The organism is Nitratireductor alexandrii (assembly GCF_004000215.1).
Taxonomy (GTDB): domain Bacteria; phylum Pseudomonadota; class Alphaproteobacteria; order Rhizobiales; family Rhizobiaceae; genus Mangrovimarina; species Mangrovimarina alexandrii.
This window is the reverse complement of sequence record NZ_RBVY01000008.1, coordinates 41,195-66,384: the sequence shown is the minus strand read 5'-3', so window position 1 is coordinate 66,384 and position 25,190 is coordinate 41,195. Positions and strand designations below refer to the sequence as shown.

General features: G+C 68.6%; 25 protein-coding genes. 14 read left to right on the top strand and 11 right to left on the bottom strand.

Annotation, left to right across the window (positions count from 1 at the left end; genetic code table 11):
* Window position 1 precedes the first annotated feature (1 nt).
* On the bottom strand, window positions 2-451 hold the full coding sequence (locus EP380_RS17520; RefSeq protein WP_127599674.1) for a baeRF12 domain-containing protein: 450 nt from the start codon (window positions 449-451) through the stop codon (window positions 2-4).
* 272 nt (window positions 452-723) lie between these two features.
* Between EP380_RS17520 and cysG the strand changes: the two genes are divergently transcribed.
* The 6 genes from cysG to EP380_RS17490 all read left to right on the top strand — a co-directional run bounded on the left by cysG (window position 724) and on the right by EP380_RS17490 (window position 7,144).
* Entirely contained in the window at window positions 724-2,151 is a 1,428-nt protein-coding gene (cysG, locus tag EP380_RS17515; protein ID WP_127599672.1) for a siroheme synthase CysG, read from the top strand.
* A gap of 22 nt (window positions 2,152-2,173) precedes the next feature.
* Window positions 2,174-2,482: a DUF2849 domain-containing protein gene (locus EP380_RS17510; RefSeq protein ID WP_106570443.1), complete on the top strand. Its 309-nt coding sequence runs from the start codon at window positions 2,174-2,176 to the stop codon at window positions 2,480-2,482.
* A gap of 33 nt (window positions 2,483-2,515) precedes the next feature.
* A complete protein-coding gene (locus tag EP380_RS17505) occupies window positions 2,516-4,186 on the top strand; it encodes a nitrite/sulfite reductase (protein ID WP_127599670.1) in 1,671 nt (556 codons plus the stop codon).
* Window positions 4,161-4,907 carry a phosphoadenylyl-sulfate reductase gene (locus EP380_RS17500; protein ID WP_127599668.1) on the top strand — a complete coding sequence of 249 codons (747 nt, stop codon included), beginning with the start codon at window positions 4,161-4,163 and terminating at the stop codon, window positions 4,905-4,907. The genes EP380_RS17505 and EP380_RS17500 overlap by 26 nt, the downstream gene beginning before the upstream one ends.
* Window positions 4,908-4,909: 2 nt before the next feature.
* Window positions 4,910-5,449 carry a DUF934 domain-containing protein gene (locus tag EP380_RS17495; RefSeq protein ID WP_127599666.1) on the top strand — a complete coding sequence of 180 codons (540 nt, stop codon included), beginning with the start codon at window positions 4,910-4,912 and terminating at the stop codon, window positions 5,447-5,449.
* An 84-nt stretch (window positions 5,450-5,533) separates the two neighbouring features.
* Window positions 5,534-7,144, top strand: coding sequence for a GMC family oxidoreductase (locus tag EP380_RS17490; RefSeq protein ID WP_127599664.1), 1,611 nt, complete (start codon window positions 5,534-5,536; stop codon window positions 7,142-7,144).
* Between the two features lie 15 nt (window positions 7,145-7,159).
* On the opposite strand, the gene EP380_RS17485 is transcribed toward EP380_RS17490, so the two are convergent.
* Window positions 7,160-7,864 carry a sulfate transporter family protein gene (locus EP380_RS17485; RefSeq protein WP_127599662.1) on the bottom strand — a complete coding sequence of 235 codons (705 nt, stop codon included), beginning with the start codon at window positions 7,862-7,864 and terminating at the stop codon, window positions 7,160-7,162.
* Window positions 7,865-8,013: 149 nt separating this feature from the next.
* Between EP380_RS17485 and EP380_RS17480 the strand changes: the two genes are divergently transcribed.
* Complete coding sequence (locus EP380_RS17480; RefSeq protein WP_127599660.1) at window positions 8,014-9,015, top strand: adenosine kinase; 1,002 nt, start codon at window positions 8,014-8,016, stop codon at window positions 9,013-9,015.
* 18 nt (window positions 9,016-9,033) lie between these two features.
* Here EP380_RS17480 and EP380_RS17475 read toward each other — a convergent pair whose 3' ends face one another.
* From EP380_RS17475 to hrcA, 3 genes are all read right to left on the bottom strand, one after another.
* The gene (locus EP380_RS17475) at window positions 9,034-9,669 is read right to left on the bottom strand and encodes a trimeric intracellular cation channel family protein (protein WP_106570436.1); all 636 of its coding nucleotides are present in this window, start codon (window positions 9,667-9,669) and stop codon (window positions 9,034-9,036) included.
* 177 nt (window positions 9,670-9,846) lie between these two features.
* The gene (grpE, locus tag EP380_RS17470) at window positions 9,847-10,533 is read right to left on the bottom strand and encodes a nucleotide exchange factor GrpE (protein ID WP_106570435.1); all 687 of its coding nucleotides are present in this window, start codon (window positions 10,531-10,533) and stop codon (window positions 9,847-9,849) included.
* Window positions 10,534-10,657: 124 nt separating this feature from the next.
* Window positions 10,658-11,728: a heat-inducible transcriptional repressor HrcA gene (gene hrcA, locus EP380_RS17465; RefSeq protein ID WP_106570434.1), complete on the bottom strand. Its 1,071-nt coding sequence runs from the start codon at window positions 11,726-11,728 to the stop codon at window positions 10,658-10,660.
* Window positions 11,729-11,909: 181 nt separating this feature from the next.
* Between hrcA and rph the strand changes: the two genes are divergently transcribed.
* From rph to EP380_RS17430, 7 genes are all read left to right on the top strand, one after another.
* Window positions 11,910-12,626, top strand: coding sequence for a ribonuclease PH (rph, locus tag EP380_RS17460; RefSeq protein ID WP_106570433.1), 717 nt, complete (start codon window positions 11,910-11,912; stop codon window positions 12,624-12,626).
* A gap of 12 nt (window positions 12,627-12,638) precedes the next feature.
* The gene (locus tag EP380_RS17455) at window positions 12,639-13,049 is read left to right on the top strand and encodes a VOC family protein (protein WP_127599658.1); all 411 of its coding nucleotides are present in this window, start codon (window positions 12,639-12,641) and stop codon (window positions 13,047-13,049) included.
* A complete protein-coding gene (locus tag EP380_RS17450; protein WP_127599656.1) occupies window positions 13,050-13,703 on the top strand; it encodes a non-canonical purine NTP pyrophosphatase in 654 nt (217 codons plus the stop codon).
* Window positions 13,700-14,860, top strand: a complete 1,161-nt coding sequence (hemW, locus tag EP380_RS17445; RefSeq protein ID WP_127599654.1) for a radical SAM family heme chaperone HemW — start codon at window positions 13,700-13,702, stop codon at window positions 14,858-14,860. The genes EP380_RS17450 and hemW overlap by 4 nt, the downstream gene beginning before the upstream one ends.
* A gap of 67 nt (window positions 14,861-14,927) precedes the next feature.
* The gene (gene rsmI / locus EP380_RS17440) at window positions 14,928-15,836 is read left to right on the top strand and encodes a 16S rRNA (cytidine(1402)-2'-O)-methyltransferase (protein WP_127599652.1); all 909 of its coding nucleotides are present in this window, start codon (window positions 14,928-14,930) and stop codon (window positions 15,834-15,836) included.
* Window positions 15,826-16,206: a YraN family protein gene (locus EP380_RS17435; protein ID WP_127599650.1), complete on the top strand. Its 381-nt coding sequence runs from the start codon at window positions 15,826-15,828 to the stop codon at window positions 16,204-16,206. Before rsmI ends, EP380_RS17435 begins: the two co-directional genes overlap by 11 nt.
* Window positions 16,207-16,319: 113 nt before the next feature.
* Complete coding sequence (locus tag EP380_RS17430; protein ID WP_127599905.1) at window positions 16,320-17,147, top strand: cyclase family protein; 828 nt, start codon at window positions 16,320-16,322, stop codon at window positions 17,145-17,147.
* A gap of 49 nt (window positions 17,148-17,196) precedes the next feature.
* On the opposite strand, the gene EP380_RS17425 is transcribed toward EP380_RS17430, so the two are convergent.
* The 6 genes from EP380_RS17425 to EP380_RS17400 all read right to left on the bottom strand — a co-directional run bounded on the left by EP380_RS17425 (window position 17,197) and on the right by EP380_RS17400 (window position 25,069).
* Entirely contained in the window at window positions 17,197-18,570 is a 1,374-nt protein-coding gene (locus EP380_RS17425; RefSeq protein WP_127599648.1) for a cytochrome P450, read from the bottom strand.
* 70 nt (window positions 18,571-18,640) lie between these two features.
* Entirely contained in the window at window positions 18,641-20,176 is a 1,536-nt protein-coding gene (locus EP380_RS17420) for an FGGY-family carbohydrate kinase (protein WP_164749904.1), read from the bottom strand.
* Window positions 20,169-21,644 (bottom strand): xylulokinase, encoded by a 1,476-nt coding sequence (locus tag EP380_RS17415; protein WP_164749903.1) that lies wholly within the window; start codon window positions 21,642-21,644, stop codon window positions 20,169-20,171. The genes EP380_RS17420 and EP380_RS17415 overlap by 8 nt, the downstream gene beginning before the upstream one ends.
* Window positions 21,637-22,566, bottom strand: coding sequence for an ABC transporter permease (locus tag EP380_RS17410; protein ID WP_127599642.1), 930 nt, complete (start codon window positions 22,564-22,566; stop codon window positions 21,637-21,639). The genes EP380_RS17415 and EP380_RS17410 overlap by 8 nt, the downstream gene beginning before the upstream one ends.
* Entirely contained in the window at window positions 22,563-23,543 is a 981-nt protein-coding gene (locus EP380_RS17405) for an ABC transporter permease (protein WP_106570422.1), read from the bottom strand. The genes EP380_RS17410 and EP380_RS17405 overlap by 4 nt, the downstream gene beginning before the upstream one ends.
* On the bottom strand, window positions 23,540-25,069 hold the full coding sequence (locus tag EP380_RS17400) for a sugar ABC transporter ATP-binding protein (protein ID WP_238719909.1): 1,530 nt from the start codon (window positions 25,067-25,069) through the stop codon (window positions 23,540-23,542). Before EP380_RS17400 ends, EP380_RS17405 begins: the two co-directional genes overlap by 4 nt.
* Between the last annotated feature and the right edge of the window lie 121 nt (window positions 25,070-25,190).

The window sequence follows — 25,190 nt, the reverse complement described above, 5'->3', positions numbered from 1 at the left end:
TTCAGTCCTCCATCAGCACCTTCTCGATGTCGTCGAGCGCGTGGTTGGTAAGCGTTTTGGCCACCTCCGCCGTGACGCGGGCGCTGACGTCCTTGTGCAAGCTCTTGCGGATTTCGCCCAGCACGTGCGGCTGCGCGACCAGGACGATCCGCTTGAACGCGTCCTTCTGTGCCAGCCGGTAAAGCTTGTCCGCGATATCGTCGGCAAAGCGGTCCTTGGCGATACGGTGCCAATCGGTGTCGGCGACCGCGCTGCGATGCCGATTCGGCCCGTCATTGAAGCGTCCCGGCCGGTCCGTGCCCTGGTCGCGGGTAGCCGGATTGTCCTGGCGGGCCTCGTCGACCACCACCAGCGCCGGCTCGAAGGCCGTGCCCTCATTGCGCAAGAACAACGCCTTCTCGCCGTCGGCGACCAGCACCCAGGTTCCGCGTTGCAGTTTCGTGAGGGTCATCGATATCTCCTATTTCGTGGTCTCCGGCATGCCCGGCCGAACCGCCGTCCGAAAAGGTCGCGATCGCAATCGGTGCCAGCCGAAAACAACGTATCGCGAAGCACTGCGTTCCCGATAGGGCGGTGACGGGCCGGACTGAGAGAATTTTATTCCGTGGCCGGTACCGGCCGTGAAAAAGCGATTGCGCGCCCTGGCTGCGCACGCGAGCCCATTTCTTCTGATCCGGCGTCGCCGCACCGACAATACCGGCCATGCAAAGGAGATTGGCCGCAATGGCTGCGCATGCCGGCACATTGAACGCTTTTCCCGTTTTCATGCGGGTCAAGGACAGGACCGTCGTGATCGTCGGCGGCGGCGAGGAAGCGCTCGCCAAGGCCCGGCTGATCGCGCAATGCGACACCGCGATCCGCATCGTCGCCGACGCCCCCGCGCCGGCGCTCGCCGCCTTCGCCGCCAAGCGGGGCGCGGAGTTGCTGCGCGCGCCCTACGAGGCGGCGCAGATCGACGGCGCCGTGCTGGTGTTCGCCGCCACCGGCGCGGAAGCGCAGGACGCACGCGTGATCGCCGACGCCCGGGTGCGCAGCATTCCCGCCAACGCCGTCGACCGGCCGCAGCTTTGCGACTTCCTGACGCCGGCAATCGTCAACCGCGCCCCGGTTACCGTGGCGATCGGCACCGAGGGCGCCGGCCCGGTGCTGGCGCAGATCATTCGTGCCCGGATCGACCGGATGCTCTCGCCTGCGCTCGGACCGCTGGCCCGGCTCGCGGCCGGGCTGCGCGATACGGTTGAGAACCTCGTGCCGCGCGGCAGCGCCAGGCGACGCTTTTGGACCGACTTTTTCGACGGCGAGCCGGCCCGGCTGATGGAGATCGGCCATATCTCGGAAGCGCGCGCAGCGGCCGAACGCCTGCTTGGCCAGGACGCGCCGACGCGCGGCCATGTCGCCCTGATCGGCGCCGGGCCGGGCGCGGAAGATCTTTTGACGCTGCGCGCCCAGCGCCTGTTGATGCAGGCCGACGCGATCCTGTTCGACGCGCTGGTGCCGACGGCGATCGTGGAGATGGGCCGCCGCGACGCCGAGCGGATCGCGGTCGGCAAGCGCAAGGGCTGCCATTCCAAGGCGCAGGGCGAGATCAACGCGCTGCTGGTCGAGCTGGCGGCGGCGGGCAAACGCGTCGTCAGGCTGAAAAGCGGCGACCCGCTGATCTTCGGCCGGGCCGGCGAGGAAATGCAGGCGCTGCGCGATGCCGGCATCGCCTACGAGATCGTGCCGGGCGTGACCGCCGCCTTCGCCGCCGCGGCCGATTTCGAACTGCCCTTGACGCTGCGCGGCGTGTCGTCGTCGATGGTGTTCACCACCGGCCACGACCTCAAGGGATCGACCCTGCCGGACTGGGCCCGGCTTGCCATCGGCGGGGCGACGGTCGCCGTCTATATGGGCCGCTCGGTGGCCGCGGAGGTGGCCGGACGCCTGATCGAGGCCGGACTGTCGCCGGAGACCGCGGTTGCGGTGGTCGAGAACGCCAGCCTGCCCGGCCGTCGGCTTTTGCACGGCACGCTCGCCGACCTGCCCGCGCTTCAGCGACGCGACGAACTGGCCGGACCGGTGATGACGATTATCGGCGATGCCGTCGCCGGCGCCAATTTCGACCGCTCGCAGCCGCTCGCAGCGGTCGCGGCGACGGCGCTTGCCGCGTAATGCACATGATCGGGACCCAGCCATGAAGATCTTGACCGCCAACCGCCTGCATGACGGCGAAGCCGTTTGGTTCGGAACCAACGGACACTGGAACGAGGCGATCGCCGGTGCCGCGATCGCTGTCGACGACGAGGCCGTGACCGCGCTCGAACGCATCGGCGTCGAGGCCTATGAAAACAACCAGGTGGTCGATGTCGAACTGATCGACGTCGCGCTCGCCGACGGAGAGATCCTGCCGAAAAGGCTGCGCGAACGCATCCGCGCCGCCGGCCCGACCAATCGCAGCGACCTGGGCAAGCAGGCGCGCCCGATGATTTCGCGCGCCGCCTGAGACGGGTCGCGCCGGCCAACGAGAACCGAAGCCATGTATCGCTACGACGAATTCGACCGCAGTTTCGTAAACGCCCGCGTGGCGCAGTTCAGCGACCAGGTCGAGCGCCGGCTGGCCGGCGAGATCACCGAAGACCAGTTCAAGCCGCTCAGGCTGATGAACGGCGTCTACCTGCAGCTTCATGCCTATATGCTGCGCATCGCGGTGCCCTACGGCACCTTGAACGGACGCCAGATGCGCAAGCTGGCCCATGTCGCGCGCACCTACGACAAGGGCTATGGCCATTTCACCACGCGGCAGAACATCCAGTTCAACTGGCCCGCCCTGTCGGACATTCCCGCGATCCTGGAAGAACTGGCGAGCGTGGAGATGCACGCCATCCAGACGTCCGGCAATTGCATCCGCAACGTCACGGCCGATCATTTCGCCGGCGCCGCGGCCGACGAGGTCGCCGACCCGCGCCCCTATGCCGAGATCCTCAGGCAATGGTCGTCCGTGCACCCGGAATTTTCCTACCTGCCGCGCAAATTCAAGATCGCGGTGACCGGCGCCGAACGCGACCGCGCCGCGATCCAGGTGCACGATATCGGCCTGCATCTGAAGAAGGATGCGGATGGCCGGCTCGGCTTCGCCGTCTATGTCGGCGGCGGCCAGGGCCGCACGCCGATGATCGCCAAGAAAATCCGCGACTTCCTACCCGAGGAGGATTTGCTGTCCTATACGACGGCGATCGTGCGCGTTTACAATCTTCACGGGCGTCGCGACAACAAGTTCAAGGCGCGCATCAAGATCCTGGTGCACGAGACCGGCACGGAGGAACTGACCAAGCAGATCGAGGCCGAATTCGCCGCGCTGCGGGACGGCGAACTCAAACTGCCGGATAAAGACATCCGCGCCATCGAAACCTATTTCGCGCCGCCGCCGCTGACGCCGCGCCCGGAGGGCGACGACGCCGTGCGCCAGGCGCGGCTGGACTCGAAGGATTTCGCCGACTGGCTGGGCCAGAACGTGACCACCCACAAACATGCCGACTACGCGGCGGTGACGATTTCGCTGAAGGCCATCGGCGAGGCGCCGGGCGACGCCACCGACCAGCAGATGGAAGCGGTCGCCGCCCTCGCCGAGCAATACGGTTTCGACGAGATCCGGGTGAGCCACGAACAGAACCTGGTGCTGCCGCATGTCGCGCGCGCCGACCTGAAAGCCGTCTACGACCGGCTGGTGGAGACCGGCCTGGCGACGGCGAACTCCAATTTGATCAGCGACATCATCGCCTGCCCCGGGCTCGACTATTGCGCGCTCGCCAATGCGCGCTCGATCCCGGTCGCGCAGGAGATTTCGCGCCGGTTCGCCTCGCTGGAGCGTCAGCGCGAGATCGGCGAGCTGAAGCTGAAGATCTCCGGCTGCATCAACGCCTGCGGCCATCACCATGTCGGCCATATCGGCATTCTGGGGGTCGAGAAGAAGGGCAGCGAGCTCTACCAGATCACGCTCGGAGGCTCGGGCGACGAGACGAGCTCGATCGGCGAGATCGTCGGCCGCGGATTCGCGCCCGACGCGATCACCGACGCCATCGAAACGGTGGTCGAGACCTATCTCGGCCTGCGCAGCGACCCGTCCGAACGCTTCATCGACGCCTATCGCCGGGTCGGGCCGGCGCCGTTCAAGGAGGCGCTTTATGGTCGCGAAGCCAGGGCGGCCTGAGGCCGAGGCGCGCGCCCGCGCCGCCGAGCTCGAGGCACGCCATGGCGGGCTTGCGCCGATGGCGGTCGTGGAAAAGGCGGCGCGCGCGCTTTTTGCCGGCGAGATCGCGGCGGTCTCCTCCTTCGGCGCCGATTCGGCGGTGCTCTTGCACATGCTGGCGGCGGTCGATCCCGCCGTTCCGGTGCTGTTTCTCGATACCGGCAAGCATTTTTCCGAGACGATCGCCTATCGCGATCTGTTGGCCGACGATCTCGGCCTCGCCGATCTCAGGGTGATTACGCCGCGCGACGATCTGCTTGCGGCCGGCGATCCGGACGGCACGCTGCACCGGCGCGACACGGATGCCTGCTGCGACATCCGCAAGGTCGAACCGATGGCGCGGGCGGTCGAGCCGTTCGCGGCCTGGCTGACCGGGCGCAAGCGCTTCCAGGCGAGCTCGCGCGCCGGCCTGCCGGTGTTCGAGGCGGTGGGAACGCGGATCCGCATCAACCCGCTCGCGTCGTGGACCACGCACGATCTCGCCGCCTATATGCGCGCCAACGACCTGCGGGAAAATCCGCTCACCGCCTACGGCTATCTGTCGATCGGCTGTTTCCCATGCACGCAGCCGGTCAAGCCCGGCGAAGACGCGCGCAGCGGACGCTGGGCCGGTTCGGCCAAGACCGAATGCGGCATCCATCTTGCCGGCATGAGCGCCGCCGATCCCCGAATTCGAGGCTGAGAATGAACGACCAGGCATCCGCTTCCAACTGCCGGCTGTGGACACCGGACGGGTTTCGCGACGATTTCTGGCGCCATTCAGACAGCGCCGAGGCGCTTGCCGGCCATGACAGCGTGATCCTGCCGCTGGCGGCGTGGCTGGCGCTCGACGCGACCACGCGCCGGGCCGAAAGCGGCCGCATCGGCGTCGCGCTCGCCCCCGGCGACGACATCGCCGCGATCGTCGGCGAGCTTGCCGACATTCCCCTCGTCGCGCTCGCCTTTCCCGGCTTCGCCGACGGCCGCTCCTATTCGAAGGCCGCGCTGCTGCGAGAGCGCCATGGCTATCGCGGGCGGCTGCGGGCGACGGGGCAGGTGCTGATCGACCAGATCGCCTTGATGCTGCGCACCGGCTTCGACGAGTTCGAGGTCTCGCATCCGACCGCGTTGGCGCGGCTTGCAGCCGGTCGGGTCGGCGGGCTGCCCGTGCACTACCAGCCGGCGGCAAAGGGCGCACCGGCCGCGGCCGGTTATGCCTGGCGGCGCCTGCCGGCGGCCTCGTAGCCGCCACGCCCCCGCTTTACAGCGCGCCATCGACTTGCTCATATCCTTCAAAGCCGGGAAACCGGCGCGCGGGAGGACGCGGGCATGGCTTACGACTATGTGATCGCCGGCGGCGGCTCGGCCGGCGCCACCCTGGCGGCGCGGCTTTCGCAAGACCCGGCCGTCTCGGTATGCCTGGTCGAAGCCGGCGGCGACGGGCGCGACCTCTTGATCCGCGCGCCGGCCGGGGTGGTCGCGCTCTTGCCGGGGCGGCCGAAACTCAACAACTGGGCGTTCGAGACCGTCCCGCAGGCGGGCCTCAACGGCCGGCGCGGATACCAGCCACGCGGCAAGGCGCTCGGCGGATCGAGCGCGATCAACGCCATGCTTTACGTGCGCGGCCACCCCGGCGACTATGACGACTGGGCCGAGGCGGGCTGCGCGGGCTGGTCGTGGGACGAGGTGCTACCCTATTTCCGGCGGGCGGAGGGCAATCAGCGCGGCGGCGACGCCCTGCATGGCGGCGACGGTCCGCTGAAGGTCGGCCAACAGCAAGAACCGCGTCCGATCAGCCATGCCTTCGTCGAGGCCTGCGCCCAGACCCAGATCCGCGGCAACGACGATTTCAACGGCCCCGAGCAGGAGGGCGCCGGGCTCTACCAGGTCACCCAGTTCTGGGACGGGCCGCGCACGGGCGAGCGCTGCTCGGCGGCGGCGGCCTATCTGCATCCGGCGATGGAGCGGGCGAACCTGACCGTGGTCACCAAGGCGCACGCGACGGGCATCGCCTTCGACGGCAAGCGGGCGACGGGCCTGCGCTACCGGCGCAAGGGCCGCGACGAGCTGGTCGAGGCCCGGCGCGAGGTCGTGCTGTGCGGCGGGGCGTTCGGGTCGCCGCATTTGCTGCTTCTGTCGGGCATTGGACCGAAGGACGAACTTTCCCGGCACGGCATCGCAACGCTGCACGAACTGCCGGGCGTCGGGAAAAACCTGCAGGACCATCTCGACTTCATCCAGTCCTGGAAATCGGACGAGACCGACCTGTTCGGCATCGGCCTGCGCGGAACGGCGAAGCTGGTGCGCCACATGCTGCGCTGGCGGCGCGACGGGTCGGGCATGATCGCGACCCCGTTCGCCGAGGCCGGCGCGTTTATCAAGTCCGACCCGGCGCTCGCCAGGCCCGACCTGCAGCTTCATTTCGTCATCTCGGTCGTCGACGACCATGCCCGCAAGCTGCATCTGGGATACGGATTTTCCTGCCATGTCTGCGTGCTGCGGCCGCATTCGCGCGGCACCGTCAGCCTGGCGAGCGCCGATCCGCTGGCGCCGCCGGCGATCGACCCGGCCTATCTCGCCGACGACCGCGACGCGGCCTTGCTCTTGAAAGGCGCCAAGACGATGCGCGCCATCCTGGACGCGCCGGCGCTGGCGCGCTATCGGCGCAAGCAGCTTTATCTCACCGGCGGCGAAACCGACGCCGAACTGATGCAGCATATCCGCGCCCGCGCCGACACCATCTATCACCCGGTCGGCACCTGCCGCATGGGCACCGACGCGATGGCGGTGGTGGATCCGCAATTGCGCGTTCACGGCGTGGACGGGCTCAGAGTGGTCGACGCCTCGGTGATGCCGACCCTGATCGGCGGCAACACCAACGCACCGACGATCATGATCGCGGAACGGGCGGCCGAGATGATGCGGGCCGCGCACGGCTGACGGCGCGCCCGCGCCTCAGCGCGCGGATCGTGCCGACAGGGCCTTGTGCAGATGGACCATCATCGCCGCCGCGAACAGCGGCGTCAGAAGGTTGAGGAGCGGCACCGCGAGGAATGCCGCAATCACCAAACCGGCCATGAACACCGTGCCGGCATGGCGCCGGCGCAGCGCGCGCGCGTCCTCTTCGGAACGGAAGCGCAAGGCGGCGAATTCGAAGAACTCACGGCCGAGCAGATAGCCGTTGACCAGGAAGAAGGCGGCGATGTTGACGCCGGGAACCAGCAGCAGCAAGAGCGCGACCAGATTGGCCAGGATCACGACAGCGAAGAATTTCAGCGACAGCCACAGCGCGCGCATGGCCGGAAGCGGCTGACCGGGCGGGTCCTGCGGATAGTCGGCGGCCTCGACGATCTCGGCGACGTCGTCGAGAAAAAGCGCGGCGATAAGCGCGGTGACCGGGGCAACCAGGAGCGCGAGCCCGATCGCCAGTCCGAGGCCGAACACCAGCGCGGCGACGAAGCCGAGCCAGCCGGCCCAGGCCGGGAAGCCGGGCAGCATCTGGTCGATCCACGGCATGGCGAGGATGTCGAAAAGCTGGCTCAGGCCGAACCACAACGCCACGAGGGCCAGAAGCGTCAAGCCGAGCGACTTCAGGAAGACCTGGCGGAATTCGGCGGTGAACAATTGCGCCGCCGCCGCGCGCGCCGCGTCAAGGATCATGGGCTGCTCCGTCGTGCCCGCCGCAGATAGGAACCCGCTCGCCGCTTGGCAAGCACAAGCGATGCGCGCCGGCAGGGGGGCTTGTCACGCTCGGCAGATGCTTTAAACCGGCAACGAATCCTCCCCGAAACAATCCAGCGGAACCTAAGGTGACCTCAGCCAAGCCATTCGACGTGTTGTGTATCGGTAATGCCATTGTGGACGTGTTCGCACGCTGCGATGATGATTTCCTTGTCGAAAACGGCATCGTCAAAGGAGCCATGAACCTGATCGATGCCGAACGCGCCGAGCTGCTCTACAGCCGCATGGGTCCGGCCATCGAGGCATCGGGCGGAAGCGCCGGCAACACCGCCGCCGGCATTGCGAGCTTCGGCGCGGCCGCGGCGTTTTTCGGCAAGGTGGCCGACGACCATCTCGGCAAGGTCTACGCCCACGACATCCGCGCCCAGGGCGTGGCCTTCGACACGCAGCCGCTCAATGGCCAGACGCCGACCGCCCGGTCGATGATCTTCGTCACACCGGACGGCGAGCGCTCGATGAACACCTATCTGGGCGCCTGCGTCGAGCTTGGCCCCGACGATGTCGAGCGCGACAAGGCCGAACGGAGCAAGCTCGTCTATTTCGAGGGCTATCTGTGGGATCCCCCGCTGGCTAAGGACGCCATCCGCCTGACCGCGCAGCACGCCCACGCGGCGGGCGGCGAGGTGTCGATGACCCTGTCGGATCCGTTCTGCGTCGACCGCTACCGCGACGAGTTCCTGGACCTGATGCGCTCCGGCACGGTCGACATCGTGTTCGCCAATGAGAGCGAGCTGAAATCGCTCTACCAGACCGCCTCGTTCGAAACGGCGCTGGAGGCGATCGGCAAGGATTGCAAGCTCGCCGCCGTGACCCGCTCCGAGCACGGCTCGGTGATCGTGCGCGGCGCCGAAACCATCACCATCGACGCGGTCGAGATCAACGAGCTGGTCGACACGACCGGCGCCGGCGACCTCTATGCGGCGGGCTTCCTCTACGGCTACGTCACCGGGCGCGATCTGGTCGATTGCGGCCGGCTCGGATCGCTTGCCGCCGGCATCGTCATCCAGCAGATCGGCCCGCGCCCGCAGAAGAACCTGCGCGAAGCCGCCCAGCAGTCCGGCCTTCTTTAGGCCGCTCGCCGGCGGTCGTCACAAAATGTCCTCCGGGCGGCGGCCCGGGCGGCTGCGGTAGCGCGGAAACGCCCAGCCGAAGCGCAGCGCCCCGCCGCGCACCGCAAAGGCCACGGCAAAGGCGGCGAACGCCGCCGCGGCCGGGCCGATGCCGGCAAGGTCGAGCGCCACGAAGGCGGCCGCGCCGCCCAGCGCGGCCGTGACATAGATTTCGGGACGAAGCAGCACCGACGGCTCGCCGGCAAGCAGGTCGCGCAGAATGCCGCCGAAGGTCGCCGTCATGATGCCGGTGACGATGGCGACCAACGGCGAGGCGGCAACCGCCAGCCCCTTGGCCGCCCCCATCACGCAATAGGCCGAAAGGCCGAGCGCATCGAGCCACAGAAGCAGCCGGTAGCGCGATTCGACCAGCGGCGCGGTGAAGAAAACCAGGACGGCGACCGCCCCGCAGACCAGCAGATAGGCCGGGTTCACCACCCAGAACACGGGCAGCTCGCCCAGCACGAGGTCGCGCAGCGTGCCGCCGCCGACCCCGGTCACGCCGGCCAGGAACAGGAAGCCGATAATGTCGAGTTCCTTGCGCGATGCCGCCAAGGCGCCGGTGGCGGCAAACACCGCCACGCCGGCATAATCGAGCAATAGAAGCGGGTTCATCGCAGCGTCCCAGCACTCCGGCCATGATCCCGAAGACCGGAGCTCGGTCTTCCGCAAAGGTCATGCCCCGACGGGACGATAGACCATGAAGGCGGCGCGGCGAACCGTCTTCACGATCCAGGCCGTGCCGGGGTCGTGTCCGGTCCGCCTCCGGGAGCGCGGACGCCGCCCTGCGGCTCAGGCGTCCTTTTCGGCCTGTTCGTTGACCGGGCCCGGTTCGGCCGCCTCGTCCTTCGCAGCAGCCTTGGGGCCGCCTTTGGCCACCCCCACCATGGCCGGGCGCAGGACGCGCTCGCCGATCACGTACCCGCTCTGCACAACCTGTACCACCGTGCTGGCGGGAACCTCCGGGTTCGGCACCTCGAACATGGCCTGATGAAAATTCGGATCGAATTTCTCGCCGTCGGGGTCGATCTTCTTCACGCCATGGCGCTCGAGCGCGGCATGCATGGAGCGCTCCGTCATCTCGACGCCGTCGATCAGCGCGACGAGACCCGCCTCGCCCCGCTCGCGCGCCTCGGCGGGCACGGCATCGATCGCCCGGCGCAGATCGTCGCAAACCGTCAGCATGTCGCGGGCGAAATTGGCGATCGCGTAGGCGCGGGCGTCCTGGACGTCGCGCGCCGTGCGCCGGCGCAGATTCTCCATTTCGGCGGCCAGACGCAGGGCGCGGTCCTTGAGTTCCTCGTTTTCCTTGGCGAGCTTCAAAAACGCTTCGCGCTCGGCCTCGAACCCGCCGTCCTGACCGGTTTCGGCCGTGTCCGCCTCGCCGCCCATTTCGGCATAGTGGCTTTTTGCCGCTTCCATGTCGGAGGTGGCGGCCCGGTCGTCCTTGCCGCGTTCGTTCTTCGGATGGTCGTTCATCGACTGATCCCGTGTGTCACAGAGTTCTCGGAGTTGTGCCCGATATCGATGCTTGCGACCGGAAAATCAAGAGGCCCGGTCGCGGGCGGCGTGTCGGCCGACCCGCGGCGCAACCGGGGCGGGCTCACTGCATCAGGCGCGAGAGAACCTGGGCGGTGTAGTCGACCATCGGCACGATACGGGCATAGTTGAGCCGCGTCGGCCCGATCACCCCGAGCGCACCGACCACGCGCGCCTCCTTGTCGCGATAGGGCGCGACCACCAGCGAGGAGCCGGACAGGGAAAACAGCTTGTTTTCCGAACCGATGAAGATGCGCACGCCGGAGCCTTCCTCGGCCAGGTTGAGGAGCTGGACCAGCCCCTCCTTGGTCTCCAGGTCGTCGAACAGATGCTTGAGCATCTCGATATCGTCGGGCGCGGTCAGGTTTTCCAGCAGATTGGCGCGGCCGCGCACGATCAGCCGCGCCGGCAGGCCGGCATCGGCCCCGGCCCACACCGCCAGGCCCTTTTCGACCAGGTCCTGGGACAGGGTGTCGAGCGCGGCGCGGGTCTCCTCGAGCAGGCGGGCGATGTCGGAGCGCGCCTCGGCCAGGGTTTTGCCGCGAATATGGGCGTTGAGGAAGTTGGAGGCCTCGTGCAACTGCGCCGCCGTCACGCCGGCGGGCAGGTCGACGATGCGGTTTTCGACGTCGCCGGATTGCGACACCAGCACCGCCAGCGCCTTGGTCGGCTCGAGCTGGATGAACTCGATATGTTTGAGCGCGGTTTCGTGCTTGGCGGCCAGCACCAGCCCGGCGCCGCGCGACATGCCCGAAAGCATCTGGCTCGCCTCGGTGAGCATGTGTTCCAGCGAGGCATCGCTGCCCGAGGCCTTGACCTGGGCCTCGATCACACGCCGCTCCTCCTCCGAGAGATCGCCGATCTCCATGAACGCGTCGACGAAGAAGCGCAGCCCTTTCTGGGTCGGAAGCCGGCCGGCCGAGACATGCGGCGCATAGACCAGGCCGAGATGTTCCAGATCGCTCATGACGTTGCGCACCGTGGCCGGCGACAGCGAGGACGGCAGCATGCGCGACAGATTGCGCGAGCCGACGGGCTCGCCGTCGCGCAGATAGGTGTCGACGATCAGCCGGAATATGTCGCGCGAGCGCGCGTCGAGATTCTGCAAGGTCTTGTCGATCAAGGGTTTGGTCATCTCCGCAGCACGATCCGCCATGCCTATGAGGACTGTCAACATATAGGCGCCCCCGCCGCCGGGGCAAAGTGCCGGCGGCACGTTGCCGACAAAACCCGGCCGAAGCCGGATTTTCTTTGCGTCGCGGGTTGGGGCTCGCTACAAGCCCTTTTCTTACATGAAAAAGGCGGAAAATAGAGTGATGCGTCCTTCCAAGCGGAAGCCCGACGAAATGCGCGCCGTGAGCTTCGAGCGCGGCGTCTCCAAACATGCCGAAGGCTCCTGCCTGGTCAAGTTCGGCGATACCCATGTGCTGTGCACGGCGAGCCTGGAGGAAAGGGTTCCGCCATGGCTGCGCAATGCGGGCCGGGGCTGGGTCACCGCCGAATACGGCATGCTGCCGCGCTCGACCGGCGAGCGCATGCGCCGCGAATCGACGGCCGGCAAACAGGGCGGGCGCACGTTGGAAATCCAGCGGCTGATCGGGCGCTCGCTGCGCGCGGTGGTCGATCTGGAGGCGCTCGGCGAGGTCCAGATTACCGTCGATTGCGACGTGCTGCAGGCCGATGGCGGCACCCGTACGGCGTCCATCACCGGCGGCTTCATCGCCCTGCACGACTGCCTTTCCTGGATGGAGGCGCGCAGCATGGTGTCGGTATCCAAGGTGCTGAAGGATCAGGTCGCGGCGATCTCCTGCGGCATTCACGACGGGCAACCGGTGCTCGATCTCGACTATGTCGAGGATTCGGCGGCGGGCACCGACGCCAATTTCGTCATGACCGGCAAGGGCGGCATCGTCGAGATTCAGGGCACGGCCGAGGGCGAGCCGTTCTCCGACGACCAGTTCCAGGAACTGATGCGGCTTGCCCGCAAGGGGATCGGCCGGCTCGTCGAATTGCAGAAGATGGCGATCGGATAGAAGGGACGGACGGTGCGACCGGCGGGCATTCTGGAATCCGCGCTCTATGTCGACGACCTCGAGGCCGCCGAGGCGTTTTACGGCGGACTGCTCGGTCTCGAGCGCATCGCCAAGGACGAGGGCCGGCACGTCTTTTTCCGCTGCGGTAGAGGCGTGGTGCTGCTGTTCAACGCCAAAGCCACCGAAGAGCCCCGCGCGCCGGGTTCCGGGCTGCCGGTGCCGCCGCATGGCGCGCATGGGCCTGGTCATCTCTGCTTTTCAGCCTCGGCGGTCGAAATCGAGCGCTGGAAAGCGCATCTCGAGGCCGCGGGCGTGGCGATCGAGGCCGATTTCGAATGGCCGCAGGGCGGCCGGTCGATCTATTTCCGCGACCCGGGCGGCAATTCGCTGGAATTCGCGGAACCGAGAATCTGGGGGTTGTGAATGAGGCGACTGGACGTCAGAAAAATCGTCGTGGCGACCCACAATAAGGGCAAGCTGGCCGAGATTTCGGAACTGATCGCGCCCTATGGGCTGGAAGCGCGCTCGGCCGGCGATTACGGCCTGCCGGAACCGCCGGAAACCGGGACCAGTTTCGAGGAAAACGCCCTGACCAAGGCGTTCGCCGCCGCCGCCGCGACGGGTCTGCCGGCGCTGTCGGACGATTCGGGCCTGGTGGTCGACGCGCTCGACGGCCAACCCGGCGTCTACACCGCCGACTGGGCGGAAAAGCCCGACGGCTCGGGCCGCGACTTCCTGATGGCGATGCAAAAGGTCGAAACGCTGCTGCAGGACAGGGGCGCGACCACGCCGGACCGGCGCACCGGCCGGTTCGTCGCCGTGTTGTGCCTGGCCTGGCCGGACGGGCACGCCGAATATTTCCGCGGCGAGGTCGAGGGCACGCTGGTGTGGCCGCCGCGCGGAGACCGGGGCTTCGGTTACGACCCCGTGTTCAAGCCCGACGGCTACGACCAGACCTTCGGCGAGATGACGGCGGGCGAGAAACATGCCTGGGAGGCCGGGCGCGGCGATCTCGGCCTGTCGCACCGGGCGCGCGCCTTCGCGCGCTTCGCCACCGCGATGCTGGAGCCCGCATGAACGACGCCGACCGCGCGCCGGGTTTCGGTGTCTATGTCCACTGGCCGTTCTGCGCGGCCAAATGCCCGTATTGCGACTTCAACAGCCATGTCCGCCATCAGCCCGTCGACCAGCGGCGCTTCGTGCGCGCCTTTGAGGCCGAACTGGCGCATATGCGCGCCCGCACCGGTCCGCGCGCCGTCACCAGCATCTTTTTCGGCGGCGGCACGCCGTCATTGATGGAGCCGGCGACCGTCGGCGCGATCCTCGAATCGATCAATCGCAATTGGAGCGTCGACGGCGAGGCCGAGATCACGCTCGAGGCCAACCCCTCCTCGGTCGAGGCGGAGCGCTTTCGCGGCTATCGCGACGCGGGCGTCAACCGGGTCTCGCTCGGCGTGCAGGCGCTCAACGATGCCGATCTTCGCTTTCTCGGCCGCCTGCACGACGTCGCCGAGGCCCGCCGGGCGATCGAGATCGCGCGCTCGACCTTCGCGCGGCTGTCCTTCGACCTGATCTATGCAAGGCCCGGCCAGACGCCGGAAGCCTGGGGCGCCGAGCTCGACGAGGCGATCGGGCTCGCAGCCGACCATTTGTCGCTCTATCAACTGACCATCGAACAGGGCACGCCGTTTTTCGCCCTGCATCAGGCGGGAAAGTTCGCGGTGCCGGAGCCGGGCCAGGCGGCCGCGCTCTATCGGCTGACGCAGGACGTGACGGCGGCGCGCGGCCTGCCGGCCTACGAGATTTCCAACCATGCCAGGCCCGGCGCCGAAAGCCGGCACAACCTCGTCTACTGGCGGTACGGCGAATATGTCGGGGTTGGGCCGGGCGCGCATGGCCGCTTCCTCGAAGAGGGCGCGCGCACGGTGACGATTGCCGAACGCCTGCCGGAGAAATGGTGCACGCTGGTCGAGGAAAACGGCCACGGCGTCGTCGACGGCGAGGTGCTGTCCCGATCGCAGGAAGCGGACGAATTCCTGCTGATGGGCTTGCGGCTGGCCGAAGGGATCGACCTTGCCCGCTACGAGGCGCTCGCCGGCAAACCGCTTTCGCAACAACGCATATCCGTGCTGCAAGGCGAACATCTGGTCGCGCCGATCGGCAATTCCAGGCTGCGCGCGACGCAGGCGGGCATGATCGTGCTCGACGCCGTGGTCGCCGATCTGGCACGGTAGGGCCGGCAGCGGACGGCCAGCGGGCCTCGCGGTCCACGACCGGCCGAGCGGACAGGCGGGAACGACGATGAACGAGCGAGCGCCAGAGCGTAGATTCGTGATCGGCCAGGCGGCGCTGACGGCGCGCGCGCCGGAGCCGGCGCTTTATCTGGTCGCCACGCCGATCGGCAATCTCGCCGACATCACCATCAGGGCGCTGGAAACGCTGGCCGCGGTCGATATCGTCGCCTGCGAGGACACGCGCATTACCCGGCGCCTGCTCGAGCGCTATGCGATCCGGCGCAAACCGGTCGCCTATCACGAACACAATGCCGCCGAGGCCGGCCCGAAGCTGCTCGCCGCGCTCGGCGAGGGCCGGTCGGTGGCGCTGGTCTCCGACGCCGGCACGCCGCTGGTGTCGGATCCGGGCTTTCGCCTCGCCCGCCAGGCCCTCGGCGAGGGCATCAAGGTCGTGCCGGTTCCCGGGGCCTCGGCGCCGCTGGCGGCGCTGGTCGCCTCGGGCCTGCCGTCGGATTCGTTTCTCTTCGCCGGTTTTTTGCCGGCTAAGGCCGGCCAACGACGTACACGGCTAGCCGCTCTCGCCCCGGTTGCGGCGACGCTGATTTTTTTCGAATCGCCGCGCCGCCTTGCCGACACGCTGGCCGCAATGGCCGAGACGCTGGGCGCGTCGCGGCAGGCGGCCGTATGCCGCGAACTCACCAAGGCCTATGAGGAGGTGCGGCGCGGTACGCTGGCCGAGCTCGCCCGCCACTATGCCGAGACCGGCGCGCCGAAGGGCGAGGTGGTGGTGTGCGTGGCGCCGCCCGACGCCGCCGCGCCGCCGGCCCCGGAGGAGATCGACGCGCTGTTGCTCGACCTCGCCGCCGAGATGCCGGCGGCCAAGGCCGCCGGCGAGGCCGCGCGCATGACCGGCGGCGCGAAGGCGGAGCTCTACCGGCGGCTGATTGCGCTCAAGGCCGAAACCGATGTCCGATGAGCCCTCCTCGCGGCGGCAGCGCGCCTATCGCCGGGGCCACCGCAGCGAGTGGCTGGCGGCGCTGGCCCTGACGCTCAAGGGCTACCGGGTCCTAGCGCGCCGCTACCGGACGCGGAACGGCGAGATCGACCTGATCGCCCGGCGCGGCGATCTCGTCGCCTTCGTCGAGGTCAAGGCGCGGCCGACGCTCGCCGCGGCGATGGAGGCGGTGGGCCCGCTCGCGCAACGGCGCATCGAGGCCGCCGCCGACACTTGGCTGTCGCGGCAGGCCGATTTTGGCCGGCTTTCGATCCGCTTCGATCTGGTGGCGGTGCTGCCGCGGCGCTGGCCGGTGCATGTCGAAAACGCGTTTTTCGGGCGCGGCCGGTAGAACCTGTCGTCGTGACCGCCGGTCCGGCCGGCAAAAGCTTCCCTTGCGTCAACCCGTGCGGCGGATCATGCTTGAGCGAATGCGGCGATTTCGTTCTCAAGGGAGGAATGACCATGTGCCACCATTGCGTGATCGACAGCGTCAAGGACCGCATGCTTTCCCGGCGCGACTTCTTCAAGGGCGGCGCGGTCGCCGGCGCGGCCGCGGCGGCCACGCTCGCGGCGCCGGCGCCGCTATTTGCGCAAAAGGCGATGCCGACCAAGGCCGAGGATCTGACCCACGATCTGTTCGAGGCGTTCCCGACCTTCTTCAACGAACAGCAATTGTTCAAGAAGGTGGTGTTCAATTACGCCGAGCACAAATTCAACATCAATGAGTGGCGCTTCAACGAGCATACCGGCACCCATCTGGACGCGCCGCTGCATTTTTCCGCCGACGGCAAATCGGTGGCCGAAATTCCCGTGGCGGACCTGGTCTGCCCGCTCGCCATCATCGATATCCGCCAGAAGGCGGCCGACAATGCCGACGCCCAGGTGACGCCGGACGACATCAAGGCCTGGACGGACGCCAATGGCGATCTGCCCGAAGGGGCGTGCGTGGCGATGCTGTCGGGCTGGGGCGCGCATCTGGAGACGGACACATTCCGCAATGTCGGCGAGGACGGCAAAACGATGCATTTCCCCGGCTTTCACGTCGAGGCCGCGCAGATGCTGATGGAGGCGCCTTCGGTCAAGGGCATCGCGGTCGACACGCTGTCGCTCGATCACGGACCTTCGACCGATTTCGCCGTGCATTACGCCTGGCTGCCGTCGGGGCGCTGGGGGCTGGAATGCGTCGCCAATCTGGAGACCCTGCCGGCGAGCGGCGCGACGCTGGTGGTCGGCGCGCCGAAGCTGCGCGGCGGCACGGGCGGCCCCTCGCGCGTCATCGCCATGGTGTAGCCGAGCATCGACAAACCCGGCCCTGGCGCCCGCGGGCGGCCGCGCGGCGTCAGCGCCGGGAAACCCGCATCGGCAACCCGCCCTCGGGCTGGGTGGTGAGTTTCTGCACCGGCCACGGCCTGGTTTCGGCGACCGTGTCGAAGCGGTAGCGCGACAACAGCACGCCGAGCGCGATCACCGCCTCCTGCATCGCGAAGCTGGCGCCGATGCACACGCGCGGTCCGGCGCCGAAGGGCAGATATTGATAGCGGTCGATGCGCTCGCGGTTCTGCGGCAGGAACCGCTCCGGCAAAAAGGCCTCGGGCTGGTCCCACAGCTTGCGGTGGCGGTGGATCGTCCACGGCATGACCTGGATCTGCGCGCCCTTGACGATCTCCAGATCCTCGAAGCGGTCCGGCTCGACCGCCTCACGGCTGATCGAGGCGGCCGGCGGGTAGAGCCGCATCGCCTCCTCGAAGGCGGCGCGGGTCGCCGGCATCCTGTCGAGCCAGGCGGCCGGATCCGGCTCGGCGGCAAGCACCGCGTCGATCTCCGCCTCGACCCTGTCGCGCTCCCAGGGCGCTTCGGCGAGGCAATAAAGCGTCCAGCCCAGCGCCCGGGCGGTGGTCTCGTGACCGGCGCCGATGAAGGTGATGATGTTGTCCTCGATCTCGGCCGCGCCGAGACCGTCCGGCCCCTCGGCGCGCAGCAGCAAGGTCAGGAAGTCGTTCGGCACGCCGTCGGGATCGTCGGCCATGCGCTGCTTGCGCATCGCCATCGTCTCGGCGACGATCTGGCGGAAAAAGGCCATGGTCTTGCGGCCGCGAATGCGGGTAAAGCGCGGCAGCCAATCGGGCGCGCCCAGAAGATCGAGCGGATCGACCCGGCCCATGGTCTCGAACAGATGATCGACCTGGCGCGCGAAATTGTCGGATTCGCCGGCGATCTCGCCGGAAAACAGCGTCTCGGCCAGAATATCGTAGGTCAGCATCGTCATGTCGCGGGCGATGTCGACCGACCCGGCAATGTCCTCGTAGCGGGTGGCGAAGGCTTCGCTCCTGGCCAGCATCGGCGCGGCGAAGCCATGGATGTGGCGCGGCGTGAAGACCGGCGCCATCGCCTTGCGCGAACGCCGCCAGACCTGGCCCTCGGCCGTCAGCAGGCCGTCGCGCAGGATCGGGCGCAGGATTTTCTGGCGCACCCGTGCCATCTTGTAGTTCTTGGCGTTGTCGACCAACACGTGGCGAATGAGGCGCGGATCGTTGGCGATCACCAGCGGCCCGCCAATACCGGTGGAAATCGAAATCCACTTCTCGTTGTAGGAGGGCTCGCCCCACAGTTCGAGCGGGTTCTTGTAGACGATGCGCATCATCTGCAGCGTCGAGGGCGGCTTGGTGCGCGGCTTCGGCGCGGGCGGGATGAAGGGAGCCGGCTTGATGTCCATGGTCTGGTGTCCGGTGAGCGCGCTATGCATTTTTAGGATTTAGCGCAGACTAGACCAAAGTCAGGCGGATTTACATCGATTCCGGGCCGCAGGCGCCAGCTCGGCGCCCGGGCGCGCCCAACAGCCTGTCGCGCGCGGCGCCGTAACGCGCAAGGGCCGGCATCAGCGCCGCGCGCCGGGCCGGGTCGGGCTCGAAGCGCCGGGCAAGGCCGGAAAAGGCGACGGACGCGGCATGGACGGTGGCGAAATCGCCGGCGGCGGTCGCGGCCAGCAGCGCCGCGCCGCGCGCGCCGAACTGCGATCCCCGCGGAACCTCGACCGGCCGCGCGACGAGATCGCAGATCATCTGCGCCCACAGCGGATTCTTGGCCCCGCCGCCGGTCAGAACCAGCCGCTCTCCGTCGAAGGACAGCGCCTCCAAGAGGTCGAGCATGGCGAAGGCCACACCCTCGACCACGGCGCGGAACAGACAGGCGCGGTCGTGGCGCGGGGTCAGGCCACTGAACTGGGCGCGGGCGGCGGCATCGACGCGCGGCGCGATGATGCCGCTGTCGGACAGATAGGGGAGATAGGTCAGGCCGTGCGCGCCGGGCGGCGTCGTCTCCAACATGCGGTCGAGCGCGGCGAAACGATCGGGGCTGGAGGTCAGGTCCGGCGCGAGTGTGGAAAAGGCCCAGTCGAGATTGAGCGTGCCGGCGACGTTGAGCATCGCCCGGTACCAGCGATCGCCGGGCAGGGTGAACAACAGCCCGATATCGGCCGGCTCGAACACCGGGCGGTCATGGGTGACGCCGACCATGCAGGCGGTGCCGAGCACGGCCGTGGCGGTGCCGGCGGCAAGCCCGCCCGCGCCGATCACCGTCGCCGCGACGTCGCCGGCGCCGACGGCGACCGGCAGGCCCGGGCGCAGACCGGTCAGGGCGGCGGCCTCGGCCGTCAGGCCGCCGAAAAAAGTCTCCGAATCGGCGACCGGCGGCAGCAAATGCGCGTGGTCGGCAAGGCCGAACAGGGCGATCATCGCCTCGGAACGGTTTCGCTCGCGTGCCGAGCCCGGCACCACCGCCGCCTCGCTGCGGTCGGTTGCGATCAGGCCCGTCATGCGCAGCCTGAGATAGTCCTTGAAGCTCAGCACATGGGCGGCGCGCGCCAGCACGGCCGGCTCGTGGCGGGCAAGCCAGGCCATCACCGGCAGGGTGCAGCCCTGCTGCATGACCGAGCCGGAAGAGGCGAAGATGCGGCTGAGAAAGGCCGGGTCCGCGGCGACGTGCTCGTCGATCAGCGCCTGCGCGCGGCTGTCTTCCCAGGTGATCGCCGGGCGCAGCGGGCGGCCGTGCCGGTCGAGCACCCAGGCGCCGACCATGGCGGCCGAAAGCCCGATGCCGCCGATCGAGCCGGGATCGACGCCGCTGTCGCGCACGACGCCGGCGACGACCTCGACAGCCGCCGCCCAGGCCTCGCCGGGGTCGATCTCGCTCCAACCCGGCCGCGGCCGCTGGACGGCGGTCGGCTTTTCGGCGACCGCCAGTTCGCGCCCGTCGAGATCGAAGATGGCCGCCTTGGTCAGCGACGTGCCGGCGTCGAGGCCGATATAAAGCCGGCTACGCACTTGTCGTTCCGGCATGCGCGCAAAACCGACGCCAAGCCGCGTCCATTGCGGCGCGATGGGCGGGCTCGGGCCGGTGGACGCGCTCGATACGCACCGACCGCGCCACGATCGCCGCGAGATCGGCCGCCTCGATCGCCGCGCGCGCCAGGATCGCGGCGCCGACCGCCGAGGTGTCGCGCTCGGCCACGACATGGACCTCGCGATCGAGCGCGTCGGCGATGATCTGGCACCAGGCGGGCGAGCTGGCGCCGCCCTCGGCGAGATGAATGCGCGAGAGGCCGACGCCCGCCGCCTCGAAGGCGTCGAGACAGGCGCGGATGTTGAAGGCGACACCTTCATAGACGGCACGCACCAGCTCGGCCGCACCGTGGGTGACGTTGAGGTTGGCAAGGCCGGCCAGGCGCTGGGGATCGTTCCACGGCGTGCCGGCGCCTTCCAGGAAAGGCAGGAACGTCGCACCGGCCGCCCCCGCGGGCGCGGCGGCGAGCAGACGCTCCAGCGCCTCGAAGCCGGTCGCCGCGCCGCCGAAACCGGCGGCCAGGTTGCGCAGCCAGGCGATCGACAGGCCACCGGCCGGAATCAGCCCGAGCCAGAGCTCGCGGTCGGCGCCGACATGGGCCATGCGCCAGAGCCCGTCGACGGCGCCGGGTCCGCGATTGGGCACGGCGGCCACGACATGGCCGGCGGTGCCCAGCGTGACGGCGGCGACACCGGCCTCATAGGCACCGCAGCCGACGGCGAGCGCGCCCGTGTCGCCGGAGCCCGGCACGACCGGTACGCCCGCCGGCAGGCCGGTCGCGCGCGCCGCGGCGTCATCAACGCGCCCGGCAACGGCGTCGGAAGGGCGGATCGGCGGAAGCTGCGCCGGCGCAAGCCCGGCCAGTTCAACCAGGTCGTCCGCCCACGCGCGGCGGCCGAGATCCATCAGCAGCGTGGCCGAGGCCTCGTTGGCCTCGGTCGCGGCCACGCCCGTCAGCCGCCACAAGATGTAATCCTTGACCTGGAAGACCCGCGCCGTCCGCCGCATGGTCCCGGGTTCGTGGCGGGCGAGCCATCGCAGCTTGGGCAGCACGGCGATCGGCGAGATCGGTGAGGACGCCGTCTGGGCAAGCCGGTCGGCATGGCGCAGCTCGAGTTCGGCCGTCTCCTCGGCGCAGCGCTGGTCGAGCCAGATCAGGCCCGGACGCAGCACCGCGCCCGCCTTGTCGACGAGCACGATGCCGTTCAACTGGCCCGACAGGCCGATCGCGCCGATCCTGGCCGAGCCGAGCGCGGCCATGACGGTGCGCGACACTTCGCCGAGCGCCCGCCACCAGTCCTGCGGGTCCTGCTCGGCACGGTCGGGCGCCGGCTTGGCCGTCTGGTAGGCGGCGCTGGCGAGCGCGCGGACGCCGCCCGCGGCATCGAGCGCGACCGCCTTGACGGCGGAGGTGCCGAAATCGATCCCGAGCGTGAGTGTTTCAGCCACCGCGCCGGCCCTGCTGGTAGATGACGGCGGCAACGGCGATCACCAGGCCCTGCACGATCAGCTTGCCGGGCTGGTCGACGCCGAAGACGGTGAGCAGGTTGAGCACCATCACCAGGAGCGCGGTGCCAAGCATGGTGCCAATGGCGCCGCCGGCGCCGCCGCCGAAGACCGCGCCGCCGAGAATGACGGCGGCGATCGAACTCAAGATATAGTCGGCGCCGAGATTGAGCGAGCCGACGCCGACGAGGCCGGACAGGAGCAACCCGCCGCTGGCGGCGAACAGTCCGCTCAACACATGCGAGATCAGCAGCGTGGTGTTGACCGGGATGCCGGAATAGGTGGCGGCCGAGGGGTTGTCGCCTGCGGCGAAGATGTAGCGGCCGAGGGTCAGCCGGCGCAGCAGGACGAAGGCGACGACGCCGAAGGCGGCCCAGACCAGGCCGGAGACCGGAACCATGCCGATGCGGCCGCGGCCGAGCCATTTGATCAGTTCGGGCATGGCGTTGCCGGGCGCGCCGCCCGAATAGAGGAAGCCGATGCCGGTGACGATCGCCGCCGTGCCGAGCGTGACCACCACGGCCGAGGCGCGCAGCACCGTGACAAGCACGCCGTTGACCAGCCCGATGACCAGCCCGGCCGACAAGGCGATCGCGATGACGACGGCCGGCGGATAGCCGTTCCACATGGCATGGGCGACGATCAGGTTGACGAAGGCGATGGTGGCCCCGACCGACAGGTCGAGCGAACGGTTGGCGACGACGAAGGTCTGGCCGAGCGCGACGATGCCGAGCGGCGCCGCCTGGCGCAACAGGATCATCAGGAAGGGCAGCGACAGGAATTGCGGCTGGGTGAAGGCCGCGAAGACGCAGACCGCGGCCAGGCCCCACAGGGCCGGCGGAAGGGCGGTGAGGACGCGTTTCAAAGCCCAGCCTCCTTGCGGCGGAACAGGCTGACGGCGAGCACCAGCATCGATCCCTTCACCACGAACTGGTAGTAGGGCGACACGCCGGCGAGATTGAGACCGTTGTTGAGGACGCCGATAATGAGCACGCCCGCGATGGTGCCGATCGGCCCGCCGACGCCGCCCGAAAGCAGCGTGCCGCCGAGCGCGGCGCCGAGCACGCTGTCGAGGCCGAGCGCGCTGCCGACATTGGGATCGCCGGAGGCGAGCCGGCCGGTGAGATAGGCGCCGGCAAGCGCGGCCATCAGCGACGAGATCACATAGGTCAGGATACGGATTCGCGGCGCCTCGATGCCGCTCATCCATGCCGCCTGCGGGTTCTGGCCGGTCGCGTAGAGGCCCACGCCGTAGGTCGTGCCGTGGACGAGCCAGATCGCGGCGGCCGTGCCGGCGACGATCCAGTAGAAGCCGGCGGGCAGGCCCATGAACGTGCCGGAGGCCAGGTGGACGAGCAGGCCGGGCGCGACGCCGCCGGGCGTCGGCAGCAGGATCAGCGCCAGCCCCTGCACGATCGAGCTGGTGGCCAGCGTCATGATGATCGGGTGAACCCGCAGATGGACGCAGCCCCAGCCGTTGACGAGGCCGACCGTTGCGGCGGCCGCGAAGGCGAGCGGGATCTTGACCGGATCGGCGAGGTCGAGCGTGAGGATCGCCGAGGACAGCGAGATCACCGCGCCGACGGACAGGTCGAACCCGGCCCCCAGCAGCACGAAGGTCTGGCCAAGCGAGACCAGAAAAAGCGGCGCGAGCTGGCCGGCGAGATTGGACAGGTTGGTCGCGGAATAGAAGGTTCCCGGAACGACGGCCGCCACGAGCACCAGCATCGCGGCAAGCACGGCGAAGGACAGGACCGCGCCGCGCTGGCGATACCAGAAGGCGTCCTGGCGGAACCGCGCCAGCAGGCCGGCGCGGCGGGGTTCGGCGGGCAGCGCGCTCATGCCGCCTCGCTTTCGGCGGCCGGCAGGGCGCTGCGCAGAAGGTCGTCCTCGGTTGCCTCGCGCGCCATCGTCTCGGCCACAAGTTCACCGTTGCGAATGACCAGCAGCCGGTCGCACAGGCCGATCAGCTCCGGCAATTCGCGCGAGGTAACGAGAACGCCGCGGCCCTGGCCGGCAAAATTGCGCAACTGGCGATAGATCTCGCGCTTGGCGCCGACATCGACGCCGCGGGTCGGCTCCTCGCACAACAGAACGCGCGCGCCGGCCATCAGCCAGCGTCCGAGCACCACTTTCTGCTGGTTTCCTCCGGAGAGATCGACCACCGGCGTGCGCGCGTTGGGCGCCTTGACGGCAAGCTGGCGCATGATCTCGGCGATGCGCGCGCCCATTCCCGGCACCCAGCCGAGGAGCCGGCGCCGCGCGATCTCGGCCGTGGCCATGTTGGCGCCGATATCGAGCGACAGAAAGAGGCCGTCATCCTTGCGGTTTTCCGGCACGAAACCGATGCCGGCTGCCATCCGGCGCCGGGCGGACAGGCCTTCGATGCGCCTGTCGGCGAGCGTCAAGGCGCCTGCGCGCGCCGGGGCGAAGCCTGCGATCAGCCGCATCAGCTCCTGCTGGCCCTGGCCCTCGAGGCCGGCAATGCCGACGATTTCGCCCGCGCGGATTTCGATCGAAAGCGGCTTCGGCGCCGCCTCGCCCACGAGAGACTCCGCCTTGAGCAGAACCGGACCGAGCGTCTCGGCGCGCGGCTCGAACAGTTCCTCGATCGGCCGGCCGACCATGCCCTGGATGACCTCGTCGACATCGGTTTCGGCCGTGGCGACGGTGCGCACGAAACGGCCGTCCTTCATGATCGTGATATCGTCGCAAATGGCGAAGATCTCGCTCAGGCGGTGCGAGATGTAGAAAATCACCTTGCCATTGCCGGCGAGCCGCCTGATCAGCGCAAACAATGTCTCGACCTCATGCGAGGCGAGCGCCGCCGTCGGCTCGTCGAAGATGAAGACCGAGGCGTCGGCGAGCACGCCCTTGGCGATCTCCACCATCTGCTGGTGGCCGACGCTTAGCGAGCCGACGCGCCGGTCCGGATCGATGCGCAGGTCGAGCGCGGCCAGCGCCTCGCGCGTGCGGCGGCGGATCTCGGCGACGCCAAGCCTGCGTCCGTCCTGGCGTTCCCGCCCCAGGAAGAGATTTTCCGCGACCGACAGGTTGGGCAGCAGGGAAAATTCCTGAAAAATCGTCGAGATTCCCGCCTTTTGGGCGTCACGCGGATGATGAAAGGCCATTTCGGCGCCACGCAGTCTGATCGAGCCGGTATCGGGCCGGAACACGCCCGACAGCAACTTCATCAGCGTCGACTTGCCGGCACCGTTCTCGCCCATGACGGCATGGACCTTGCCGGCATACCCGGCGAGCGCCATGTCCTGGAGCGCGCGCACGGCCCCGAAAGACTTGCTGAGAGATTCGACCTCGATCAGGGGTGCGGTGGCCGCCATGACGTCTTTCACGCATCCTCGCTGCATCGCCATTTCCCTGCCGGGGAACTGCGATCGACTTTCGGGACCCTAGGGCCTCTAGACAGACACTAACCCGTTTGCACTGCCCGCACATCCGGCCGCGCCGGACAGGATACAGGCCGGACGG

Excerpts from the sequence above, each read along its gene's own strand:
- rsmI (WP_127599652.1), top strand. The coding sequence starts at position 14,928 with ATGAACGAGCGAGCGCCAGAGCGTAGATTCGTGATCGGCCAGGCGGCG.
- EP380_RS17495 (WP_127599666.1), top strand. The coding sequence starts at position 4,910 with ATGAACGACCAGGCATCCGCTTCCAACTGCCGGCTGTGGACACCGGAC.
- EP380_RS17435 (WP_127599650.1), top strand. The coding sequence starts at position 15,826 with ATGTCCGATGAGCCCTCCTCGCGGCGGCAGCGCGCCTATCGCCGGGGC.
- EP380_RS17450 (WP_127599656.1), top strand. The coding sequence starts at position 13,050 with ATGAGGCGACTGGACGTCAGAAAAATCGTCGTGGCGACCCACAATAAG.
- EP380_RS17510 (WP_106570443.1), top strand. The coding sequence starts at position 2,174 with ATGAAGATCTTGACCGCCAACCGCCTGCATGACGGCGAAGCCGTTTGG.
- EP380_RS17425 (WP_127599648.1), bottom strand. The coding sequence starts at position 18,570 with ATGGACATCAAGCCGGCTCCCTTCATCCCGCCCGCGCCGAAGCCGCGC.
- grpE (WP_106570435.1), bottom strand. The coding sequence starts at position 10,533 with ATGAACGACCATCCGAAGAACGAACGCGGCAAGGACGACCGGGCCGCC.
- EP380_RS17505 (WP_127599670.1), top strand. The coding sequence starts at position 2,516 with ATGTATCGCTACGACGAATTCGACCGCAGTTTCGTAAACGCCCGCGTG.
- EP380_RS17400 (WP_238719909.1), bottom strand. The coding sequence starts at position 25,069 with ATGCAGCGAGGATGCGTGAAAGACGTCATGGCGGCCACCGCACCCCTG.
- EP380_RS17520 (WP_127599674.1), bottom strand. The coding sequence starts at position 451 with ATGACCCTCACGAAACTGCAACGCGGAACCTGGGTGCTGGTCGCCGAC.
- EP380_RS17430 (WP_127599905.1), top strand. The coding sequence starts at position 16,320 with ATGTGCCACCATTGCGTGATCGACAGCGTCAAGGACCGCATGCTTTCC.
- EP380_RS17490 (WP_127599664.1), top strand. The coding sequence starts at position 5,534 with ATGGCTTACGACTATGTGATCGCCGGCGGCGGCTCGGCCGGCGCCACC.
- EP380_RS17405 (WP_106570422.1), bottom strand. The coding sequence starts at position 23,543 with ATGAGCGCGCTGCCCGCCGAACCCCGCCGCGCCGGCCTGCTGGCGCGG.
- EP380_RS17475 (WP_106570436.1), bottom strand. The coding sequence starts at position 9,669 with ATGAACCCGCTTCTATTGCTCGATTATGCCGGCGTGGCGGTGTTTGCC.
- EP380_RS17485 (WP_127599662.1), bottom strand. The coding sequence starts at position 7,864 with ATGATCCTTGACGCGGCGCGCGCGGCGGCGGCGCAATTGTTCACCGCC.
- rph (WP_106570433.1), top strand. The coding sequence starts at position 11,910 with ATGCGTCCTTCCAAGCGGAAGCCCGACGAAATGCGCGCCGTGAGCTTC.
- EP380_RS17500 (WP_127599668.1), top strand. The coding sequence starts at position 4,161 with ATGGTCGCGAAGCCAGGGCGGCCTGAGGCCGAGGCGCGCGCCCGCGCC.
- hemW (WP_127599654.1), top strand. The coding sequence starts at position 13,700 with ATGAACGACGCCGACCGCGCGCCGGGTTTCGGTGTCTATGTCCACTGG.
- cysG (WP_127599672.1), top strand. The coding sequence starts at position 724 with ATGGCTGCGCATGCCGGCACATTGAACGCTTTTCCCGTTTTCATGCGG.
- hrcA (WP_106570434.1), bottom strand. The coding sequence starts at position 11,728 with ATGACCAAACCCTTGATCGACAAGACCTTGCAGAATCTCGACGCGCGC.